Below are 19,253 nucleotides of genomic sequence, written 5' to 3' on the forward strand. Positions count from 1 at the left end.
GGCCGTGGCGCGGACCACAGGCCGCTTCGACGTCAGCCTCCATCATCGCGCCCAGCGTTTCCATCCCCGCCGCAAGGCAGAACCGTTCGAAACTCTGCTGAACATCGGCAAACGCTTCGGCCACAGTCCCGATGACCGGCGTCGTCGGCAATATGATATCTTTCTTCATGGCGTTGCTCTCCTCAGTGGAATCGGCACCCCGAGCCTAACGGCTCAAGGCGGGCAACGCCGCCCACTTCAGAGTTTCAACAGAGACCGGGACATTCCCGTTTTTCACCCGCTCCCGTTATTGGGGTTGGGGATGCGACGATCCGGGTGCGGACTATCCCCTTCGAGCACGGTAGGTAGGAAAGCGACCATTCAGCTTCCGACCCATGCTGATCATTCAGCCGGCGATGGGCGTTTCCCCAAAGGGTACATTTAGTCCGGGCATCCTACGTCAGCAAATCCGCAGGCCACAGGACGATTTGCGGGACGAACGCCACCAGGATCATCACGACGATGTTGATGACGTAGAAGGGGATGGCGGCGACAGCCAGGCGCTCGAACGGCACTTTCGAGACATAGGCGGTCGCGAACAGGCAGGTTCCGACCGGCGGCGTCGCCAAGCCGATGGCGAGCCCGACGGCCATGAAGATAACGAAGTGCAACGGATCAATCCCGGCCTGCACCGCGGCCGGCAAGAGCACCGGGATGAGCATCAGCGCGGCGGCGACGATATCCATCAGCATGCCGACCACCAGGAAGATGACCCCCATCATCAGCAGGATCGCGCCAGGACTATCGGTCAGCGCGGTGATCGAGCCGGACACCTTGTTGGGCAAGAGATCGATGGTGAAGATGTAGGTGGCGCTGCTCGCCACCATGAGAATGAGCAGGACGGTGCCGGAGGTGCGCGCGGCGCGGATGACGATCGCCGGAACCTCACGGAAGTCGAGGTCGCGATGAACCAGCGCGCCGATGGCGAGCGTGTAGACAACGGCGATGCCGGCGGCCTCGGTCGGCGTCACGATTCCCGAGAACATCCCGGTAAGGATGATCACCGGCGCGCCGAGCGAGGGAACCGCCCGCAGAAGGGCACGGGCCTGCTCACCCACCCTGTATCGGGTTTGCAACCCGTAACCGCGTCGCCGAGAGATATAGTAATTGTAGCAGGCCAGCGACGCAGCGAGCAGCACGCCTGGGCCAAGACCGCCAGCCAGCGCCTTGCCGACCGATTGCCCCGATGCGGCGGCGGCAACGATCACCAGGATGCTTGGCGGGACAAGCGTCGCCAGCGTCGCCGTGATCAGCGTCAACGCAGCCGCGTAGGGCAGCGGATAGCCGCGTGTCGTCATCGAACGGATGGTGATCGGTCCGAGACTGGCGATGTCGGCCACCGACGAGCCGGAGATACCGCCGAAGACGAAGCTCGACAGGATGTTGACGTGGCCAAGGCCGCCGCGAAATCGCCCGACGACGGCATCAGCCGCGGTGAAGATCCGCTCCGACAGGCCGCCGCGCTCCATGATGTTGCCGGCGAGGACGAACAGCGGCACCGCAATCAGCAGGAAGCTGTTGATCGATGTCGCCATGGTCTGGGTGATCATCGACAGCGGCAGGTCGTAGTACCAAAGCGTCGCTGCGGAGCCGAGACCAAGCGCCAGCGACAGCGGAACACCGAGCATCGCCATAAGCATGAACACCAGAAGTATGACCAGGCTCATATGGCTCCCTCGGTCCCTTCGCTGGACGCGGCACCGGCTTTTTCCGGCTCGAGCAACACCGAAACCACCGATCCAAAAATGGCCAGAGCGGCACCCAAGACGACGGGGAGCGTTATCAGCCACATGCCGAGACCCATCGCGGGCGAGGTTTCGCCGAAGCGAATCTGCTGCATCATCAGGCGGTAGCCGTACCAGCCGGCGATGCCGAAGAAGACCGCGGCGCAGAGCGGGGTCAGATAGACAAGCAGCCCGCCTAACCGGGGCGGCAGCATCGCCACGAAGAGATCGACCCGCGGATGCTCCGCCTGGCGAAAGCCGGTGGCCATGCCAAGAAATGCCGTCCAGATAAAGAGAAACCGCGACAGCTCCTCGGTCCAGGGCACCGAGTGATTGGCGGTGCGCGAAACGACTTGGAGGCCGATACTGAGCACCATGGCGATCACCGCCAAAAGCAACAGCGCATCAACGATCATCCAGATGTATCTGTCCAGCGTTCGCAGCATGACGCGCCCCCGGCTGCGGCAGGTCGAGCTGAACGACCGCGCATAATAAGTGGCACTCCGGCGCCGAGGCCGGAGCACCCAAGCATCTCTACTGGCTGACGAAATTCAAGCTGGTTTCCATGAACTCCTTACCGATCTTATCCCCAAACTGGGCGTAAATGCCCCGGGCGACCTCCTGGACCTTGGCCTTTTCCTCCGGCGGCAGTTCGTTCACCTGCATGCCGAGCTGTTTGAGCTCCTCGATGATCTTACTCTCCTGAGCGATCTCCTCGGCATCATGCTTCTTGACCATCTCGTCGGCGGCCTCCTGCACGGCGGCGCGCTGTTCCTGCGGGATCTTTTCCCAGGCCGCCTTCGACAGAGCCAGCAGGTAGGAATCGGCGAGATGTTGAGTGATGTTCAGATGCTTCTGGACCTCGTATAGGCGATTGTTGAGGGGCACCTCGACAGGATTCTCCTGGCCGTCGATGACCTTGAGTTGCAGGGCGCTGTAGACTTCCGAGAAGGCCATCGGCGTCGGATTGGCGCCCAAGGCCTGGAAGAGCGCGACGAAGAGTTCGTTGTTGGGCGTGCGCAGTTTCAAGCCCTTGAAATCCTCGGCCTTGGTGATTGGCGTCTCGCGTGTCGTGACATTGCGGAACGTCCGGAGAAAAATACCCAGACCCTTGATATCGAGGCGATCGAGCGACGAGAGCAGGGTCTGACCCGGCTCCCCGCGCAGGTAACCTTGCAACTGATCGTAGTCGGAAAAGAGGTAGGGCAGGCTGATGGCGTTCATGCGCGGCTCGAAGGAGGCATAGACGCTGCTGGCCAGGATCAACCCGTCGAGCGCGCCGCTGCCAAGCTGATTGACCGCCGCGTTCTGGTCCTTGCCGAACAGGACGCCATCGGCGAAGACCTGAAACTCCACCTCGCCGCCGGTTTTTTCCTTGACCAGATCGGCGAAGTCCTTGGCCGCGCGTCCCACCGACGAATCGGCGGGGTCGGCGACCGCCAGCCTGAGCGTCGTCTGCGCATTCGCGGGGGTAACCGTCGCAGTCAGCGCTCCCGTACCGGCCAAGGCGATTGCCTGGGCGCCCAGCGCCAGGACGAAACGTCGGGTCCGCCTGCCTTTGGTGAAGTTCATGATATCCTCCCTGGTTTCGGCCGCCACCTCCCGATCGCGGTCGGTTCGATCCTGAATGCGTCTATCGCCCTTGCTTCCGGCGCAGGAATTCCCGCCACCGCCTGCGAACCGCGGTTCCTTGGCGACCCCCGCTTTTCCCCGGCGGGCCGCGCCACCGCGGCCTACGCCGCGAGTGCCTTTTTCGGTGTCATGGTGCGCTCCATCTCTCTGCGCAGCTCGACGACGTCGAGATCCGCGGAGAGATCGACGTCGCCGTAGCGCACGATCTGATCCTTCCCGACCGACCTGATCAGTGGAACATTATGGGCGAGACCGATCGGCAGCCCGCCGACGGCAAGACTCTTCGCAGCTGGAATGGCATTGGCCCAGACGGCGTAGCCGCCCTCCCCGTCCAGCATATCGCCTGCCGCAAGGTCAGCCTTCGCCGTGGCCACCGCGTCACCGCGGAATTCGCGCGAGGTTCCCGTGGGTTCACCGCGCAGTACCGCCGACAGGACGCTGATGCTGGTCTCCAGGCCGATCATGTGGAAGGGGCGCCACATCGAGCCATACCAACCCGATGGATCGGTCAGGAGGCCGTACTGGCGGAAACAGGCGCGGGCGTATTCGTCATGCGCCTTGAAGGTAACGAAGACGCCATAGCGGATATTGTTGAGCACCTCGCGGCCATCCGGCTCCTGGCTGGCGGCGATATCGACGAGGCCACTGCGCGCCAGTCGCCCGCCCTCGTCGGCGGGACGGAAGACCCGGGCCAAATCCTGCAGGCCGGCAGGGGGAAACGCCAGCCCGTCGTCCGGGCAGTCGAGCCCGGTGCCGTTCGCCACGGCGGCCATCTCGATAGCGGCCTTGGTGCCGTCGGTGAAGGAATTGTACATCTTTGGATTGAAATCGCCCTCAGCGACCTCTTCCTCGCTCCAGCCGAAGAAGCTCCAGACGGTATCCGGTGTGGAATAGCGGTAGCGCGGCTCGAAATTCATCCCCTTACCGGCGGCGGTCAGCTCGAAGCCGCAGGAGCGCACCCAGTCGACGAGTTCGCAGATGATCGCCGGCTGGTCGCCATAGGCCATCGAATAGACGAGCCCCTTGGCCCGTGCCTTGGCCGCGAGGATAGGGCCGCACAAGACATCGGCCTCGACATTCACCATCACCAGATGCTTGCCGTGCTCGATCGCCGCGAGCGCATGTCGCACACCGGCGATCGGATGTCCCGTTGCCTCGATGATGCAGTCGATCTCGCCGAACGCGGTCAGCGCCGCTGCATCGTCAAGAACATGGGTGGCGCCGGTCCGTACCGCTTCGTCCAGGCAGGACGCCGCGTAGCGCTCGGCCGGCCAGCCCACGCGACGCAGCGAGGCCCACGCCTTGCCAACGTCGAGGTCGGCAATGCCGACCACATGCAGGCCCTCGATCCGCTGCGCTTGGGCCAGGACCATCGAGCCGAATTTTCCGGCCCCGATCAGTCCGACCCGAACCGGTCGGTCATTGGCCACGCGTGCCTTGAGCAGGGTCGAAAGATTCACGTCTTATACCTTTCCCAGCGATGGAATTTAGCGCCCGGCGAACGGCTGGCTCCGCCGGCATGCCGGATCATCCATGTGCAAATTCGGAATGCCGTTAGCGCAAGGCTCTGCGGCACTCCCCGGACGGTACGCAGCGCGATCCTGAAGAACAATTCAATTTATCTAGCTGATTATTTAGATTTTCTAATGTATTGCCGGCTTGGTGGCTTCCCTCGCCCAAGCGTCCCGCTCAGCCTTCACCCAGGCAAGGAACGCCTGCACCTGCCGGCGGCGCAGATGGTGATCGGGACAGACCAGCCATTGCGTCACCGCGGCAAGGATCGGAGGTTCGGCGATGGGGGAAACCAGCAATCCCTCCACCAATTCCCTCTGCATCATCAGATCGCTCTCAAGCGCAATTCCGATTCCGGCGACCGCAGCATCGACGGCCATGTGCGATCGGTCGAAGAATATCCGCCGCCAGCCCTCTTTCGGCGTCACCCCAAACTCGCTGAACCAGCGCGACCACTGCATCTGCGACTTGACCGAATGGATCAGGCGATAGTCGGTGATCGTCTCGGGATCGACGCGGCCGGACGACACGTAACCGGGCGCGCACACGGCATAGAACCGTTCCTCCGCGAAGGGCTCCACATGCAGTTCCGGCCAGCGCCCTTCGCCATGCCGGATTTCGATATCGACACTCTCGCGGGAAAAATCGGTCGGCTCGTTGGTGCCGTCCAAGCGGATGTCCACTTCCGGATGCGCGGCGATGAATTTCGTCAGCCGCGGCATCAACCATTTCGTCGCCAGGCTCGGCGTCGCCCGGATCGTCAGGATACGGACCGCCTTGTAGCCGCGAATCTGGTTCGTCGCCTCCGCGATGCGCTCGATCTCCTCTGTGATCGAAGCGAAGTAGCGTTCTCCCGCCTCGGTCAGTTTGACGTGCCGCCCCTCCTTCAACATCAAGGATGTCCCGAGTTGCGTCTCGAGCAGGCGGATTTGCTGACTGACCGCGGATGGCGTCACGCCGAGTTCCTCCGCCGCGCGCGTGATGCTGTTCGACCGGGCGGCGGCGTGAAAGACGTTGATGGCCCGAATTGGCAGATGCATGAGGGTTTCCAAGGATTGGCTGCGGTCTGCCCATCGTTATTCGATGCCGGCGGACAGGTCAGCACCGCACCTTTACCGCACCGTCCGTTGGCGAAGGATGTACAATCGTTGCGCACTTGGACAATTGGAGCTGCTTGCGAAGCACACGACGGCTCCGGGCCGATAGCCGACCATCGGCTTTCGGGGGGCAAGGTCGTGAACCTGCCGATCCGCAAACGACCCTCTCAAGACGTTTGTGGGTTTCGGTGGGAGTTGCGGCTATGATCGTGTCACAACTTTTTTGGAGGTATCGACATGTCTGCGAAGTTCGCTGGCGGAAAGAACATCGCCATGAAAGTGCCACCGCATCAATACGACGCGACCGTGGCCTTTTATCCTGACTTACTCGGTCTGAAGCAGATTGACGGTCCCGCAGGCGATGCAGTCGGATTCGTGTTCGGGACCAACAACCTCTGGATCGACAGGGTGCCCACCATGAGCCAAGCCGAACTGTGGTTGGAGATCGTCACTGACGATACCACCGAAGCTGCGGAGACGCTTGCGCAGAGATGCTTCTCGAGCAAGGGCGGCCGGTATCACTGATCCTCGACGACCCACCGGTCTACTCAGATAACGCACGGCTGGACCTCATGATCGAAATCCTCAACGAAGTCGCGACGCGCTGGCAAGTCATCCTGCTCACCTTTCGTGATCGCGCCTTCTGTCATGTGCCGGGCAATCGGATCAGTCCCATGGAAGCGATATGATCTTGGTTAGCCAAAGTTGCATTTTTGTGATCGCTTGACGAACTTTGTAGATCTGATCACTGATCCGGATAATGGGATGGGGGCCTGTGGCGCGGACCGCGGAATATTCGATTAAGGGCTATCTCTACCAGTTTCTCAGATACCTGTCGGAGATCCTGGCAGCCGAAGACGGCACGACAGTCACGATAGAAGGCGCGATCGAGGATATCGACATAGCCGCGCCGGGGCTGACGACGGCCGTGCAGTGCAAATATCACGAGCAAGTCGACAAGTTCACGCTCGGAAAGATTTATAAGCCGATCCTCCTGATGCTCGAGCATTTCTCGAAAAACGCTGCCCCGACGCCGGAAGTTCACTATCGCCTGTTCTGCCATTTTCCCGGCGAGTCGGGGACAAGGTCACTCTCGAAGACCGAGATCGACTCTGTCCTCGCGACCAGTGCCGAAGGGCTCAAGCCAATCGTTGCCCGCATCGCGGCCAACGTCGACCATGATCTCTTTCGCAAGCGTCTGACGATCGAGTTCGGGCAGACGGCAGAGGAGCTGCAGAAGGCGGTGGTGTCATCGCTGAAGGGTAAAGGCTTCTCGGACGGGGATGTCGAGGCGATAATCTATCCTAATGCGATCCAGCAGATCGTGGATCTGGCCACCCAATCCACCGTGCTCGACCGCACCGTCAATCCCGCGACGTTCCTGGCCGCGCTCCACGATGTGAGGCAGGTGACATTCACGCGATGGACGCGCGAGCTTGCGACGCGAGCCCAGATTTTCCAGCGCCTCCGGAAAGATCTAAAAGCCTCGCTAGGTCAAAATTCACGTGGCCGGCACTTTGTGATGGACCCTGTTTCGATAGACAAATTTGACGACGACATCGTGCGGTTCATCAAGAAATTTGTCGAATCCTACAGCTGCAAATATCTGCACGCGAACCCGCCGCTTTTCACGTTCACGGGCGATTACAATGTCGGCGCGCTCCAGACGCGTCTCCACGACGCGGGCCTGCGCTGCGCAGACGGTCTCGTGGGGGGCACGGAGTTTCGCGCGAAGGAGCTGTTCCGGCATCCGTTGCGGCAGAAGTCCCCGCTGATGCTTGAATTCAGGCTCCGCCTGGCAAGGCGCGACAGCGTGACCGAAGAGCCGCCGAAACGACCCGACGAGCTCTTCCTCGTTAACGTACCGGAGGATCCTTGGGCGCATCCCGACATCAATGTTCACCGATTTGAAATCGAGCGTCTCTCTGATCTCGAATATGCGCTCCAACTAAGGAATGAATATGCTTGAGATGAGTGACCCGATCGGCAGCGTGACCGACAGCTCTCCGTCAATGATCCGCATCGAGATCGGCAGCGCGGATGAGTTCGAGAAGCACAAGACCAAGCTCGGGGTCGGACAATATCTCCTGATCGCCTCGGGCAATAATCTTCACCTGCTCGCCACGATCACGGCCGTGCGGGCGTCGCACACAGACCGGTCTCAAGGCGGCGACGCGGAGGGCGGTGCCGAGGCAGAATCCGTCGCGTTCCGCTTTCAAGTCGACACCCAACCGATCGGCACACTGTCGGGAGAGGGAGAGTTTACGCGCGGTTCGCATGCGTTGCCGGTGCCTACCGAATATGCCTATGTCACGCCGCCCGAAATCCTGAGCAGCATCTTTTCCAAGCAGATCAAGGCGCCCTTCTCCTTCGGCACATTGAGCATCGCTCCTGAGGTCAAGTTCGAGATCGACGGTGATCGATTCTTCAGCAAGCACGTTGCCATCGTCGGTTCGACCGGGTCTGGAAAGTCGTGTGCGGTCGCCAAGATCCTGCAAACGGTCGTCGGCATCGAGTCCAAGGCGAACGCGCACAAGGCCGCGCAGAAGAATGCGCATGTAGTCATTTTCGACATTCACGCCGAGTATGCGGCAGCGTTCAAGCTCGACGCCACGGAAAATTTCACGCTCAATCTGCTCGATGTGGATACGCTCCAGCTTCCCTACTGGCTGATGAACGCCCGGGAGCTCGAGGAGATGTTCATCGAGAGCAATGAGCTGAACTCGCACAACCAAATCTCGCAGTTCCGACACGCGGTTGTTCGCAACAAGTGCCGCCACAATCCGACGCTCGCCAATGTATCCTTCGACAGTCCGGTCTATTTCTCGATCGATGAGGTGGTGACGTATCTCGAGAATATGAACTCGGAGGTCATCGGGAAATTGCCCGAGGAGGGCAAGCCGAAGCTCGCGAACACTACTCTCGTGACCGATCGCGACTCCTGCTATTTCGATGCCCTGCAGAGTTTTGTAGTCTCATCGACGGCGGCCGCCACAAAAGCATCCAACGGTCCTTTTCACGGGGAATTCGATCGCCTCATCCTTCGACTCCGCACACGTCTCGCCGATCCCCGGCTGCGCTTCCTTTTCTACCCCATCAAGCCGAATGGCTCAGCGTTATCGACTGGCGATTTCGCCAATGTGGTCCGGCAATTCATTGGCTATCTCACAAAATCCAATGTCTCGATCGTGGATCTGAGCGGCATCCCATTCGAGGTGCTCAGCATTGTCGTAAGCCTCATCTCGCGCATGATCTTCGACTTCGGCTTCCATTATTCGAAGAGTCGTCACGTCGGTGGTCAGGTCAGTGACGTACCAATCATGCTAGTGTGCGAAGAAGCGCATAACTACGTGCCGCGCTCTGGCGGCGCACAGTATGAGTCTTCGAGGAAGTCGATCGAGCGGATCGCCAAGGAAGGGCGTAAATATGGCGTGACGCTCATGGTGGTGAGCCAGCGCCCTTCCGAGGTTTCGGAGACGATCTTCTCCCAATGCAGCAACTTCATCTCGCTGCGCCTCACCAACGCGATAGACCAGAACTACATCAAGTCGCTGCTTCCCGACCTATCCGCCGGAATCGGTGATCTCCTGCCTAACCTAGGCCAGGGCGAATTCCTCACCGTGGGCGACGCGCCGCTCATGCCGACGGTCGGCCGTTTTGCTCTGCCTGTGCCAGAACCCCACTCGCGCAGCGTCAACTATCTGCAGGAATGGAACGCCGACTGGCGCGAAGTCAATTTCGATGAAGTGATCGAGCGGTGGCGAGGGAAGGGCCTCACGCAGGTCTGAAGCCAGCTCTGGACTACGTACGCCCCCCCATCGCAGTAGGAAGCATCTTGATGTCCAACATGACCAACCCTTCGGACGCGCTGGCCGGATTCCAATCCGCTTACATCGACGATGCTATCTCGATTCAGCGCGCCGAGCGGTACCCGGGCGTGTTCGTGCACGTTGACCAGCCCAATGGCACCACGCGTTACACCTATGCTGAGATTCAGGCGGACGTTGTCAATGCAGTCGCCCTGCTCATCCTGACCGAGCCCGTCGAAGGAGTTCCCTGCTTTCAGCTGGGCTACGCGGTGCGCGAGGATTGTCGTCAGGAGGGAAAAGCCCATGCCATCGTCGCAGCGGCAATCGACGAAATCGTCGTCGGGCTCAGCCGAAACGGGATCACCAACCTTTACGTTGAGGCCGTTGTTGGTCGCGACAATGTGCACTCTCACCGGGTCGCGGAGCAGGCGCTCGGTCAGAAAAAGACCGACTGCACGGACCACGACACGGGCGAGCCCGCCTCGCAGTATCTGCGTCGCTTTACTCCAGGAAGCCTTGGCAGATGATCCTTGCGGGCAGGCGTTTAGCGACCCAACCGTGAATGGCAGCAAAGTTTCAGTTGCAGACATTCAGCGAAGCGCTGCAGCGTTCCTGAATGAACGACCGGTTCTGGGATCGGCGATTGGCGTGTTGAACGGCGACAATGGGCGCAGAGCGGAACGCGCAACTCGGGGAAAGTCGACGCTGTGCCGTGTCGGCGCTTCAGGATCTACGGTATGCGCTCGAGGATTCCGCGTTCCCGATTCATGGCGCCTCTTTCCGCGATGGTTCCACTGCCGTCGGCTCGACCGGAGTCGGTGGATAAATGCGCGATAGCTGACCCAGATGTTCCCGCATTTCCGCTGCTGCCCGGTCTGGGTCGCGCGATTCGAGAGCAGCGAAGATTCTCATATGAGCGGCGTACGCCGTTTCCATTTGGCCGTCGTTGAGCAAACTCGTTCGACGGACCTCGCGAAGCCATTCGTCGACGGCGATGAAGAATCCGTCGACGATGGGGTTCTGGACGATGCGAGCGATCGCCGAGTGAAACTCGACGTCGGTCCGGCCGAATTCGGCCATATCGCCAACAGCCTCGCGATTGCGACCGAGTTCGCTTCTGAGGCCCTCAATCTGATCGTCGGTGATCCTTTCAGCCGCGATCCGGGCGACACCCGTTTCGACGATCCCGCGAATTTCCATGAAGGAGCGCAGCCCACCGGGCTCCCCGAGGTGAAAGGCTGCCGCTTCCGAAAGCATGCCCAGCAGAAAGTCAGGGCGTGGGCCGCAAACGCGGGCGCGCGTTCCAGGGCGGGTTTCAATTAATCCTTTGCTTTCCAACGCCGCCGTCGCCTCGCGGACCGTCAAGCGAGAGACACCGAACTCGTCCATCAGATCGCGTTCGGAGGGAAGTGCGTCGCCTACCGTATAGACGCCTTCGCGAATGTCCGTCGCCAGCATCTCCACCAGGTCTTCGTGCATGCGACGACGCTTCACGATGCGTCCTTCGCGACCATGCCTGATGGGTCTGGCGTTCTCGATCTCAACGGCCACTGCGCTCTCCCTGTCGCGGACATCGACACATTGATGCACGACCCCCGTTGACAAGCCTAGCGCCGATGCGTCAGAAAGTCATCAGCTGACTGGAACGTCTGATGATCGGACCAGTTCGCGGACGGAACTTTCATCCGGGAGGGATGAGGTCCGCTTTGCATCGATTGGGAGGTTCCTCATGCAGAAATCGATATTCGTGGCACTCGCGCTCGGCGCGGCCACCATGGCATTCCCGGCCGTCGCCGAGGAACTTGCGATCGCGCTCCATGTCGAGCCGGGTCACGAGATGTTCCAGGTCGGCGAGCGGCTGAAGAAGAACATCGAGGAAAAGTCGGACGGCAAGTTTACCGTCGCCCTGCTCGGCACCGAAGTCGGCGGCGAACGCGACCATCTGGAGGGCGCCAGCAGCGGCGAGTACCAGATCGCGCTGGGCGGCTCGATGCCGATGACGCTCTACGCACCTCAATACGCGGCGGCGGACCTGCCCTTCGTCTTCAACTCCAGCGCGGAAGCCCGAAAAGTCTATGAGGGCGAAATCGGTGAGCGCCTTCGCGAGGCAGTCGTCGAGAGCGGCAACCTGCGTCTAGTCGGCATCTCGGTGCGCAATCCGCGCAACCTGACGTCCAAAAACCCGGTCGAGACCCCGGACGATGTTCAGGGCGTCCGCATGCGGGTTCCCGAGATTGCCCCTTGGATCGATATCTGGACGGAGATCGGCGCTCTGCCGAGCCCGATTGCCTGGCCGGAAGTCTACACCGCGCTGCAGACCGGCGTCATCGACATGCAGGAAAATCCCGTCGACTACATCTGGTCGGGCAAGCTGTATGAAGTGCAGTCGCACGTCAGCAAGACGCAGCACGTCTATTCGTTCTTCCACTGGCTGATGAATGAGGACTTCTATCAGGGCTTGTCCGAAGCGGACCGGACGATGGTTCAGGACGCCATCGACGAGGCGATCGCGTGGGGCGACGAGCTCGTCACCAGCAAGCAGGCTCAGCTCTTCGAGCAGCTTCAGGAAAAGGGCATGACGGTGGTCGAGCCTGATGTCGCGGCCTTTCGCGCCAAGGCAGCTCCGGCGATCCGCAAGATCGCGGAGGGCTATGCCCCCGAGGTCAAGGACTACGTTCTTTCCAAGCTGAACTAAAAGCGCATCCGACAATTCGGCGCGCTTGTTCTGACGGCAAGCGCGCCGGCGATCGACCTCAACCGAAAGGATCGCGCGGTGTCGCCGATCGAACGTGTAAGCGCTGGCTTTCCAAGCAGGGTGTCGGGCTTTTTCTGGCTGGCTGTGGAGGTCGTGATGACGACCGCCTTCGTCACCATGCTGGTCGTTATGTTCGTTCAGGTCGCCTCGCGCTATGTGCTCGGTATCGGGGTGCCTTGGACCGACGAGACGTCCCGCTTCCTGTTCATCACCGAGATCTTCTTCGGCGCGGCGATCGCCCAGCGTCATGGCGCGCAGGTCCGCATCACCGTTCTGATCGATCTTCTGCCGGAACCGATCAAACGTTGGTTCGACATCGTCGGAGACGTTCTCACCGCAGGGATCGCAATGACAGTCGTCATAGGCGCCTACCAGATGATGGGCCGCACTCAGAATGTGAGCGCAAGCACCATTCCCGTGTCCTTCGCCAACCTTTACCTCGTCCAGGCGATCGGGATCGTCATGCTGATTTCCCTACTCCTCAAGGACATCGTGGGGGCATTCCTCGGGATGCGGACGGGGAAGCCGTCATGATCATCTTTCTTTCTCTCTTCGGCACGCTGCTTGTCTTGCTCTTCATCGGCGTGCCCGTCGGCTTCGCGATGATCGGCGCCTCGCTTGCTGTTCTCGCCTCCACCCGCGGCGTCGACAGCATTCCCTATGAAATGCTGGCACAACGGACGCTTTACGGTGTCAATAGCTTCACCCTTCTCGCCATCCCGGCCTTTCTCCTGATCGGTCGGTTGATGAACGCGTCGGGTATTTCAGATCGCGTGTTCAATATCGCGCGCTCCCTGGTCGGGCATCTTCGCGGGGGCCTTGGCCACGTCAACATCCTTTCCAGCATGATCTTCGCCGGCATGTCCGGTTCCGCCGTCGCGGACGCGGGCGGCCTGGGGCCACTCCAGATGCGGGCCATGGAGCGCGACGGCTACGACCGCGGCTTCAGCGCCGCCGTAACGGCCAGTTCGGCGACGATCGGCCCGATCATCCCGCCGAGCATTCCCGCAGTGATCTACGGCGCGCTCGCCAACGTCTCGATCGCCGCCGTCTTTCTGGGCTCTATCCTTCCGGGCATCCTGATGGGCCTCGGGCTGATGGCTCTTGTCGCCTATCTTTCGCACAAGCGCGGTTATCCGGTCGCCCAGCGCGCCACGCTGCGCCAGATCGCTTCCGCCTGCATATCCGGATTTCTCCCCATCCTGACGCCGGTGATCATTATCGTCGGCATCCTTTCCGGCGTCTTCACGCCGACCGAGGCCTCGGCGATCGCGGTCGTCTATTGCACGCTCATCGCCTTCTTCGTTTACGGCACGATCTCCGTCCGGGAGTTCTGGATGATTTGCAAGGAGACCGCAGTCGACACCGCAGCGCTACTCATCATCATCGCCGGCTCGGCGCTCTATGCCTGGGTCCTGGCGCGCTACCAGGTGACTTCGCAGATCATCGAATATCTCGGTGCCAATATCGACAACAAATATGTCCTGCTTGCTCTTCTGAACGTGTTCATCCTTCTGATCGGGTGCTTTATCGACTCGGTTCCGGCGTTGTTTCTCCTAACCCCGATCCTGACGCCCCTGGTCGTCAGCTACGGGATCGATCCGGTCCACTTTGGCGTCATGATGATCTTCAACCTGATGATCGGACTGATAACGCCGCCGGTGGGAACGGTGCTCTTCACGGTTCAACGGGTTGCCGACATTCCGTTCGGCAGTCTCGTGAAGGAAATCCTGCCCTTCTACATTCCGTTGTTCGCGATGCTGATCGCGATCACCTTCCTGCCTTGGCTCGTCCTGACGATTCCGAATCTTCTCCTGAACTGAGCCTCACCTCGTTCTCACCAGCGGAGTATTGCGATGACAACTCTCGTCTTCGGCGGTCTGGGACATGTCGGGTCCTGGATCTCGCACGATCTCGCTGCACGCGGCGAAGACGTCGTCATTTTCGATCTGGGCGCCGCCGGTCTCGACGGCCGGGGCCTCGATTATCTTGAGCCTCACCGCGACCGGCTGACATTCGAGAATGTCGATGTTCTCGACGTGCATACGCTGTTCGAACGCATGAAGGCCTACGAAGGCCGGATCGACGCCGTGATCTTCGGGGTCGCCGTCATCGCCGGCCCTAACTTCGCCAAGCGTCCGTTCCGCCATATACAGATCAATACCGTCGGGATGTTGAACGTCCTTGAGGCCTGTCGCATCCTCGGCGTTCCGAAGTTCGTGAACCTCAGCTCCGGCGCAATCTACGGGGATCAGCCCGGCGGCCAGACCGAGGAAACACCGGTCAAGGTCACCGACCTCTACGGCGCGACGAAGGCCTCGAACGAGGTGCTGGCGCTGCAATATGGTCAGACCTACGGCATCGACGTGCGCAATGCACGCCTCTACTTCGTCTATGGTCCCGGCAAGCTGCCGTCACGGATGCATGTGCTCTATCAGGCGATGTTCGGACCCCTGGAAGGACTAACCGACATCATCTCGCCGAACGGGGGCGATCAATCGCTGGACTGGACCCATGTCCGGGACACCGCCGCCGGTGTCGTCGCGTTGCTCGACGCTCCGGCCGAGGTTGCGGGCGAGGCTTTCAACATCTCCTGCGGGGTAGCCGTCCCGCACCGAGACATCGTCGGCCACGTTTCCGAAATTGTCGGCCATGACAGCAACATGGCGATCGGACCCGGCCTGTTCTTTGAGCGCGGGGCCCCGCTCGACATCTCCAAGGCGCGTGCTCGCCTCGGCTTTGCGCCCCGTTTCGCCGACATCCGAGAGGGCCTGCGCGATTATCGCGCGTGGCTCGAAGGTGTCGGCGCCATCACCAGCACCTAGTGGACGGGGGACACCATGACGGATCAGCGCATAGTCGCCGAATATGTTCTCAGGACCGCGCAGGATCCCCGGCGCGTGGCGGACATTATCGCCGGCGAGCAGTCCTCGGGAACGTTCGTGGCGATCCCGGGTGAAAGCGCGGAACTCAAGGCACGGTCGGCCGCCCGGGTCGATCGCCTCGAGGAGATCGACGATAGTGGTCTGGCACCGTTGCCCGGCGCCACCGGCGACGTCTCGCGGTCCTTCGCCATGACCTTATCCTGGCCTCTCGCCAATATCGGACCGTCACTGCCCAACCTCGTCGCCACCGTCGCCGGCAACCTCTTCGAATTGCGGGAGGTCGCGGGGCTCAAACTCGTCGACCTCCATCTTCCTTCCGCCTTCGCCGAGCGATATCCCGGCCCCGCATTCGGCATAGAGGGCACGCGCCGGCTTGCGAATGTCGAGGACCGTCCGCTGATCGGCACCATCGTGAAGCCGTCGGTCGGTCTCGGCCCCGCCGAAACCGCGGCTCTCGTCGACCAATTGTGCGAAGGCGGCATCGACTTCATCAAGGACGATGAACTTCAGGCCGATGGGTCCCATTGCCCATTCGAGGAGCGGCTCGCTGCGGTGATGGCGGTCATCGCGCGCCACGCGGATCGGACAGGTCGCAAAGTGATGTACGCCGTCAATCTGACCGGCGAAATCGACGAAATGCTGCACCGCCACGACCTCGTCGAAAAGCTTGGCGGGACCTGCGTCATGGTAAGCCTCAACAGCATCGGGCTCACGGGAATGACCGCGTTACGCCGTCATTCCCGCCTTCCGATCCACGCACACCGCAACGGCTGGGGATATCTCGGGCGCTCGCCGGACAATGGCTGGTCCTACATCGCCTGGCAGAAGCTCTGGCGCCTCATCGGCGTCGACCACATGCATGTCAACGGATTGTCGAACAAGTTCTGGGAGCCTGACGACAGCGTCATCGCGTCGGCCAAAGCCTGCCTAAGCCCCATTTCGGAAACCCGTCCGGACCTGGTCATGCCGGTGTTTTCGTCGGGGCAAAGCGTGAAGCAGGCAGAGGGAACGTGGAAGCGTCTCGGCTCACGAGACCTCATCTACTGCGCCGGCGGGGGTATCGTCGCGCATCCGTCGGGCATCGCGGCAGGTGTGCGCTCTTTGAGAGAAGCCTGGGACGCGGCGATGCAGGGCGTGCCGCTGCACGAAGCGGCGGCGGCGTCACCGGATCTGGCCGCAGCAGTCAAGAAATTCGCATGACGGCGAGCCTTCCCGCCGGCGTTCTCCTCGCCTTCTACGGAGATGACTTCACAGGCTCGACCGACGCCATGGAGGTGACCGCCTTCGCGGGATTGCGCACCATTCTCTTTACACGAACGCCGGACGCCGACGATCTCGCTCGTTTCGCCGACTATCCGGTCATCGGGATCGCGGGAACGGCTCGCTCGCGATCTCCGGAATGGATGGATGAGCATCTGCGAGGTCCGTTTCGAGCGCTCGCCGCGCTTTCTCCAAGAATTCTTCAGTACAAGGTCTGCTCCACCTTCGATTCGTCGACGAATATCGGCTCGATCGGGCGGGCGATCGATATTGGCGACGCGATCGTTGACGGTGCGTGGTCGCCATCGATCGTGGGAGCGCCGCAGCTCGGCCGTTGGCAAGTCTTCGCCAACCTGTTTGCGGCGGCCGGCGCCGACCGTTACCGCATTGACCGGCATCCGACGATGTCGCGGCATCCGGTAACGCCGATGAAAGAGGCCGATCTCCGCCTCCATCTGGCAGCGCAGACCGACAGAAGCATCTTATCGATCGATGTCGCAGCCCTCGCGAACGGGACGGCCATGAAAGCCGCGGCGCATGCAAGACATCAGCGCGGAACGGTGGTCTTCATCGACGTTGCGGACGATGCCACCCAGGCCGAAGCGGGACGCCTGGTCTGGGAGGGCGGCGACGGGTCCGTGTTCAGCGCCTCTTCGTCCGGGCTCCAATACGCATTGGTGGCGCATTGGCGTCGAACCGGGCTTCTGCCCGCGACCGCGGAGAGCTTTCCACCGATGCCGCCCGTTGACCGGCTTCTGGTGTTGTCCGGCAGCTGCTCGCCGGTCACCGCGGAGCAGATCGATGTCGCCGAGGCGAACGGTTTCGAAACGATCCGCCTGGATGTCGCGAAGGCGATCGACCCGGCCGCCGCGCCGCTCGAGATCGAACGGATCCAACGGGCGATCGACGCAGCGTTGGGTCGAGCCGCAGGAGTTGTCGTGTTCGCGGCCAAGACCATCGACGATCCGGCTTTCGCCGCACTCAGGGCTCTCGCCACCGAACGGTGCATTCCCTTCTCCGAGGCGCAGGACGCGATTGGTCGCACTCTGGGCCTCATAGCGGCCGAAGCCGTACTGCGCCTCGGCCTGCGCCGGCTCGTCGTGGCCGGCGGCGACACGGCCGGACGAGTCCTCGAAGCCTCGCCGGTGACGGCGTTGGAAATCGCCTACCCTCTCGGCAAGGGCGCGCCAGTTTGCCGGTGTCACAGCCGATCGCCGGAATTCGACGGCCTCGAGGTCGTTCTCAAGGGCGGCCAGCTCGGAGAACCGTCGCTTTTTCTCGATGCTCGCGGCGAGAGTTGATGGCCGTGAGCGGGTCATTCACCTGGGCAGTACTAATCGACCGCTCAGGGCCGTAAGGAGACCATTCGGAATCCAATCCGCCCACTGAGAAAGCTGCCGTTCGGCTTCCAGTTGTCATTGGCAAAGCCGCAAACGACTGGCTTGGGCCCTGAGCGGTCATTCTTCGGGCGGAAAGGCCATGGGGTCCAGTGTTTTCGCTTCCAAGGAAAGCTCACTCGGCCGCCGGTCAGCTGTTGGTATTTTTAACAACTCGCTCAATTCATAGGGCGAACCCGGAGCCGGTTTGTTTGCAAGGCTCTGCGGCACCTGAAGTCGTCGGATCCGTGTTCGGATCTCGTCAAGGAAGATGTTAGCCAGCATGGACAGCTTTTCGCCTTTTGGCGTGACGAGCCAGGATGTCATCCTGATATGCTGCCGTAGCGGGCGAAAGGCTAGACGGCCATCCCGTGCCCCTGCTGAAGCCAGTGACGGGACAATCGACACGCCGTAGCCCTCGGCGACAATGGCGCAGGCCGCATCCGCCATCTGCACCTCGGCGACTGGCCGCATGCGCGCGCCGGCTCCCTGGAACGCCGCTTCGATGATCGGGAACGAGAGATCTTCCCGCCCGAGCGCGACCAGTTGCTCGCCGTCGAGTTCCTTGATGTCGATCATCGCGGCTCTGGAGAGCCGGTGGTCCGCAGGGACCACGCAGACCAGTTCGATCGCCTCGAATTCGCGCGTATCGAGCGCGGGCGACGTCGCCGGCAACAGGCTGATCCCGAAATCGGCTTTGCCGGTGACCATCGAATCCTCGATGCTGCGCGACGTGCGGGTGAAGAGTTGCAGCCGCAGTTCCGGGCTGCGCTTGAGAAGCGAGGCCGCCGCTTGCGGTGCGATGTGCATGCCGAGCCCCGGAAAGGTCACGGCCGACACCTCGCCGCGCTCGAGATTGCGGATCGATTCCGCCAGGCGGGTGATGCGCATCAGACCAGCCTCGATCGTCTCGGTCTCGGCAAACAGCTGCCTGGCTTCGACTGTCGGCTTCAGCCGGCCCTGCCCGCGATGGAAGAGGGAAAAGCCGCAGGCCTCCTCGAACCCCTTCAGGAGCTTGGTGACCGCAGGCTGGGTCACGAACAGGCGTTCGGCTGCCTCGGTGACCGAGCCCGCCTTCATCACGGCGTTGAAGGCCGATAATTGGCGCATGTTGGGTTGCGGCATTCTGACGACCTTATAACCTTATGGAATGGCTCTATCCTA

The 19,253-nt window shown here is 61.5% G+C and carries 17 protein-coding genes and 2 pseudogenes; 10 read left to right on the plus strand and 9 right to left on the minus strand.

Annotated elements, in window-relative coordinates:
• From VQ044_RS17105 to VQ044_RS17130, 6 genes and pseudogenes are all read right to left on the minus strand, one after another.
• Nucleotides 1–169: pseudogene (locus VQ044_RS17105) on the minus strand (IS256 family transposase); the annotation flags it as partial.
• A gap of 265 nt (nt 170–434) precedes the next feature.
• Nucleotides 435–1,706, minus strand: coding sequence for a TRAP transporter large permease (locus VQ044_RS17110; protein WP_327648695.1), 1,272 nt, complete (start codon nt 1,704–1,706; stop codon nt 435–437).
• A complete protein-coding gene (locus VQ044_RS17115) occupies nt 1,703–2,209 on the minus strand; it encodes a TRAP transporter small permease (RefSeq protein WP_327648694.1) in 507 nt (168 codons plus the stop codon). The genes VQ044_RS17110 and VQ044_RS17115 overlap by 4 nt, the downstream gene beginning before the upstream one ends.
• A gap of 88 nt (nt 2,210–2,297) precedes the next feature.
• Nucleotides 2,298–3,335: a DctP family TRAP transporter solute-binding subunit gene (locus tag VQ044_RS17120; RefSeq protein ID WP_327648693.1), complete on the minus strand. Its 1,038-nt coding sequence runs from the start codon at nt 3,333–3,335 to the stop codon at nt 2,298–2,300.
• A gap of 161 nt (nt 3,336–3,496) precedes the next feature.
• The gene (locus tag VQ044_RS17125) at nt 3,497–4,855 is read right to left on the minus strand and encodes an NAD(P)H-dependent oxidoreductase (RefSeq protein WP_327648692.1); all 1,359 of its coding nucleotides are present in this window, start codon (nt 4,853–4,855) and stop codon (nt 3,497–3,499) included.
• Between the two features lie 183 nt (nt 4,856–5,038).
• Nucleotides 5,039–5,947: a LysR substrate-binding domain-containing protein gene (locus tag VQ044_RS17130; RefSeq protein WP_327648691.1), complete on the minus strand. Its 909-nt coding sequence runs from the start codon at nt 5,945–5,947 to the stop codon at nt 5,039–5,041.
• Between the two features lie 294 nt (nt 5,948–6,241).
• Here VQ044_RS17130 and VQ044_RS17135 point away from each other — a divergent pair, with 294 nt between their 5' ends.
• From VQ044_RS17135 to VQ044_RS17150, 4 genes are all read left to right on the plus strand, one after another.
• Nucleotides 6,242–6,529, plus strand: a complete 288-nt coding sequence (locus tag VQ044_RS17135; protein ID WP_327648690.1) for a hypothetical protein — start codon at nt 6,242–6,244, stop codon at nt 6,527–6,529.
• 250 nt (nt 6,530–6,779) lie between these two features.
• Nucleotides 6,780–7,973, plus strand: a complete 1,194-nt coding sequence (locus VQ044_RS17140) for a hypothetical protein (RefSeq protein ID WP_327648688.1) — start codon at nt 6,780–6,782, stop codon at nt 7,971–7,973.
• Nucleotides 7,966–9,792: an ATP-binding protein gene (locus VQ044_RS17145; protein WP_327648687.1), complete on the plus strand. Its 1,827-nt coding sequence runs from the start codon at nt 7,966–7,968 to the stop codon at nt 9,790–9,792. The genes VQ044_RS17140 and VQ044_RS17145 overlap by 8 nt, the downstream gene beginning before the upstream one ends.
• A gap of 50 nt (nt 9,793–9,842) precedes the next feature.
• Nucleotides 9,843–10,340 carry a hypothetical protein gene (locus VQ044_RS17150; protein WP_327648685.1) on the plus strand — a complete coding sequence of 166 codons (498 nt, stop codon included), beginning with the start codon at nt 9,843–9,845 and terminating at the stop codon, nt 10,338–10,340.
• A 238-nt stretch (nt 10,341–10,578) separates the two neighbouring features.
• Here the strand turns inward: VQ044_RS17150 and VQ044_RS17155 are convergent, their stop codons facing one another.
• Nucleotides 10,579–11,292, minus strand: a complete 714-nt coding sequence (locus VQ044_RS17155; RefSeq protein ID WP_327651120.1) for a FadR/GntR family transcriptional regulator — start codon at nt 11,290–11,292, stop codon at nt 10,579–10,581.
• Between the two features lie 250 nt (nt 11,293–11,542).
• Between VQ044_RS17155 and VQ044_RS17160 the strand changes: the two genes are divergently transcribed.
• The 6 genes from VQ044_RS17160 to VQ044_RS17185 all read left to right on the plus strand — a co-directional run bounded on the left by VQ044_RS17160 (nt 11,543) and on the right by VQ044_RS17185 (nt 18,014).
• Nucleotides 11,543–12,508, plus strand: coding sequence for a TRAP transporter substrate-binding protein (locus VQ044_RS17160; protein ID WP_327648684.1), 966 nt, complete (start codon nt 11,543–11,545; stop codon nt 12,506–12,508).
• Nucleotides 12,509–12,664: 156 nt separating this feature from the next.
• On the plus strand, nt 12,665–13,102 hold the full coding sequence (locus VQ044_RS17165; RefSeq protein ID WP_327648682.1) for a TRAP transporter small permease: 438 nt from the start codon (nt 12,665–12,667) through the stop codon (nt 13,100–13,102).
• Entirely contained in the window at nt 13,099–14,391 is a 1,293-nt protein-coding gene (locus tag VQ044_RS17170; protein WP_327648681.1) for a TRAP transporter large permease, read from the plus strand. The genes VQ044_RS17165 and VQ044_RS17170 overlap by 4 nt, the downstream gene beginning before the upstream one ends.
• A 33-nt stretch (nt 14,392–14,424) precedes the next feature.
• Complete coding sequence (locus tag VQ044_RS17175) at nt 14,425–15,393, plus strand: NAD-dependent epimerase/dehydratase family protein (protein WP_327648680.1); 969 nt, start codon at nt 14,425–14,427, stop codon at nt 15,391–15,393.
• Nucleotides 15,394–15,408: 15 nt separating this feature from the next.
• Complete coding sequence (locus VQ044_RS17180; RefSeq protein WP_327648679.1) at nt 15,409–16,653, plus strand: ribulose-bisphosphate carboxylase large subunit family protein; 1,245 nt, start codon at nt 15,409–15,411, stop codon at nt 16,651–16,653.
• Nucleotides 16,650–18,014, plus strand: a complete 1,365-nt coding sequence (locus VQ044_RS17185; protein ID WP_327648678.1) for a four-carbon acid sugar kinase family protein — start codon at nt 16,650–16,652, stop codon at nt 18,012–18,014. Before VQ044_RS17180 ends, VQ044_RS17185 begins: the two co-directional genes overlap by 4 nt.
• A 156-nt stretch (nt 18,015–18,170) precedes the next feature.
• Here the strand turns inward: VQ044_RS17185 and VQ044_RS17190 are convergent, their stop codons facing one another.
• Nucleotides 18,171–18,980 (minus strand): LysR substrate-binding domain-containing protein, encoded by an 810-nt coding sequence (locus VQ044_RS17190; RefSeq protein ID WP_327648677.1) that lies wholly within the window; start codon nt 18,978–18,980, stop codon nt 18,171–18,173.
• A gap of 54 nt (nt 18,981–19,034) precedes the next feature.
• A pseudogene (locus tag VQ044_RS25765) lies at nt 19,035–19,214 on the minus strand (helix-turn-helix domain-containing protein); the annotation flags it as partial.
• Nucleotides 19,215–19,253: the final 39 nt, after the last annotated feature.

Source organism: Aurantimonas sp. C2-5-R2 (assembly GCF_036549495.1).
GTDB classification, from domain to species: domain Bacteria; phylum Pseudomonadota; class Alphaproteobacteria; order Rhizobiales; family Rhizobiaceae; genus Aurantimonas; species Aurantimonas coralicida_A.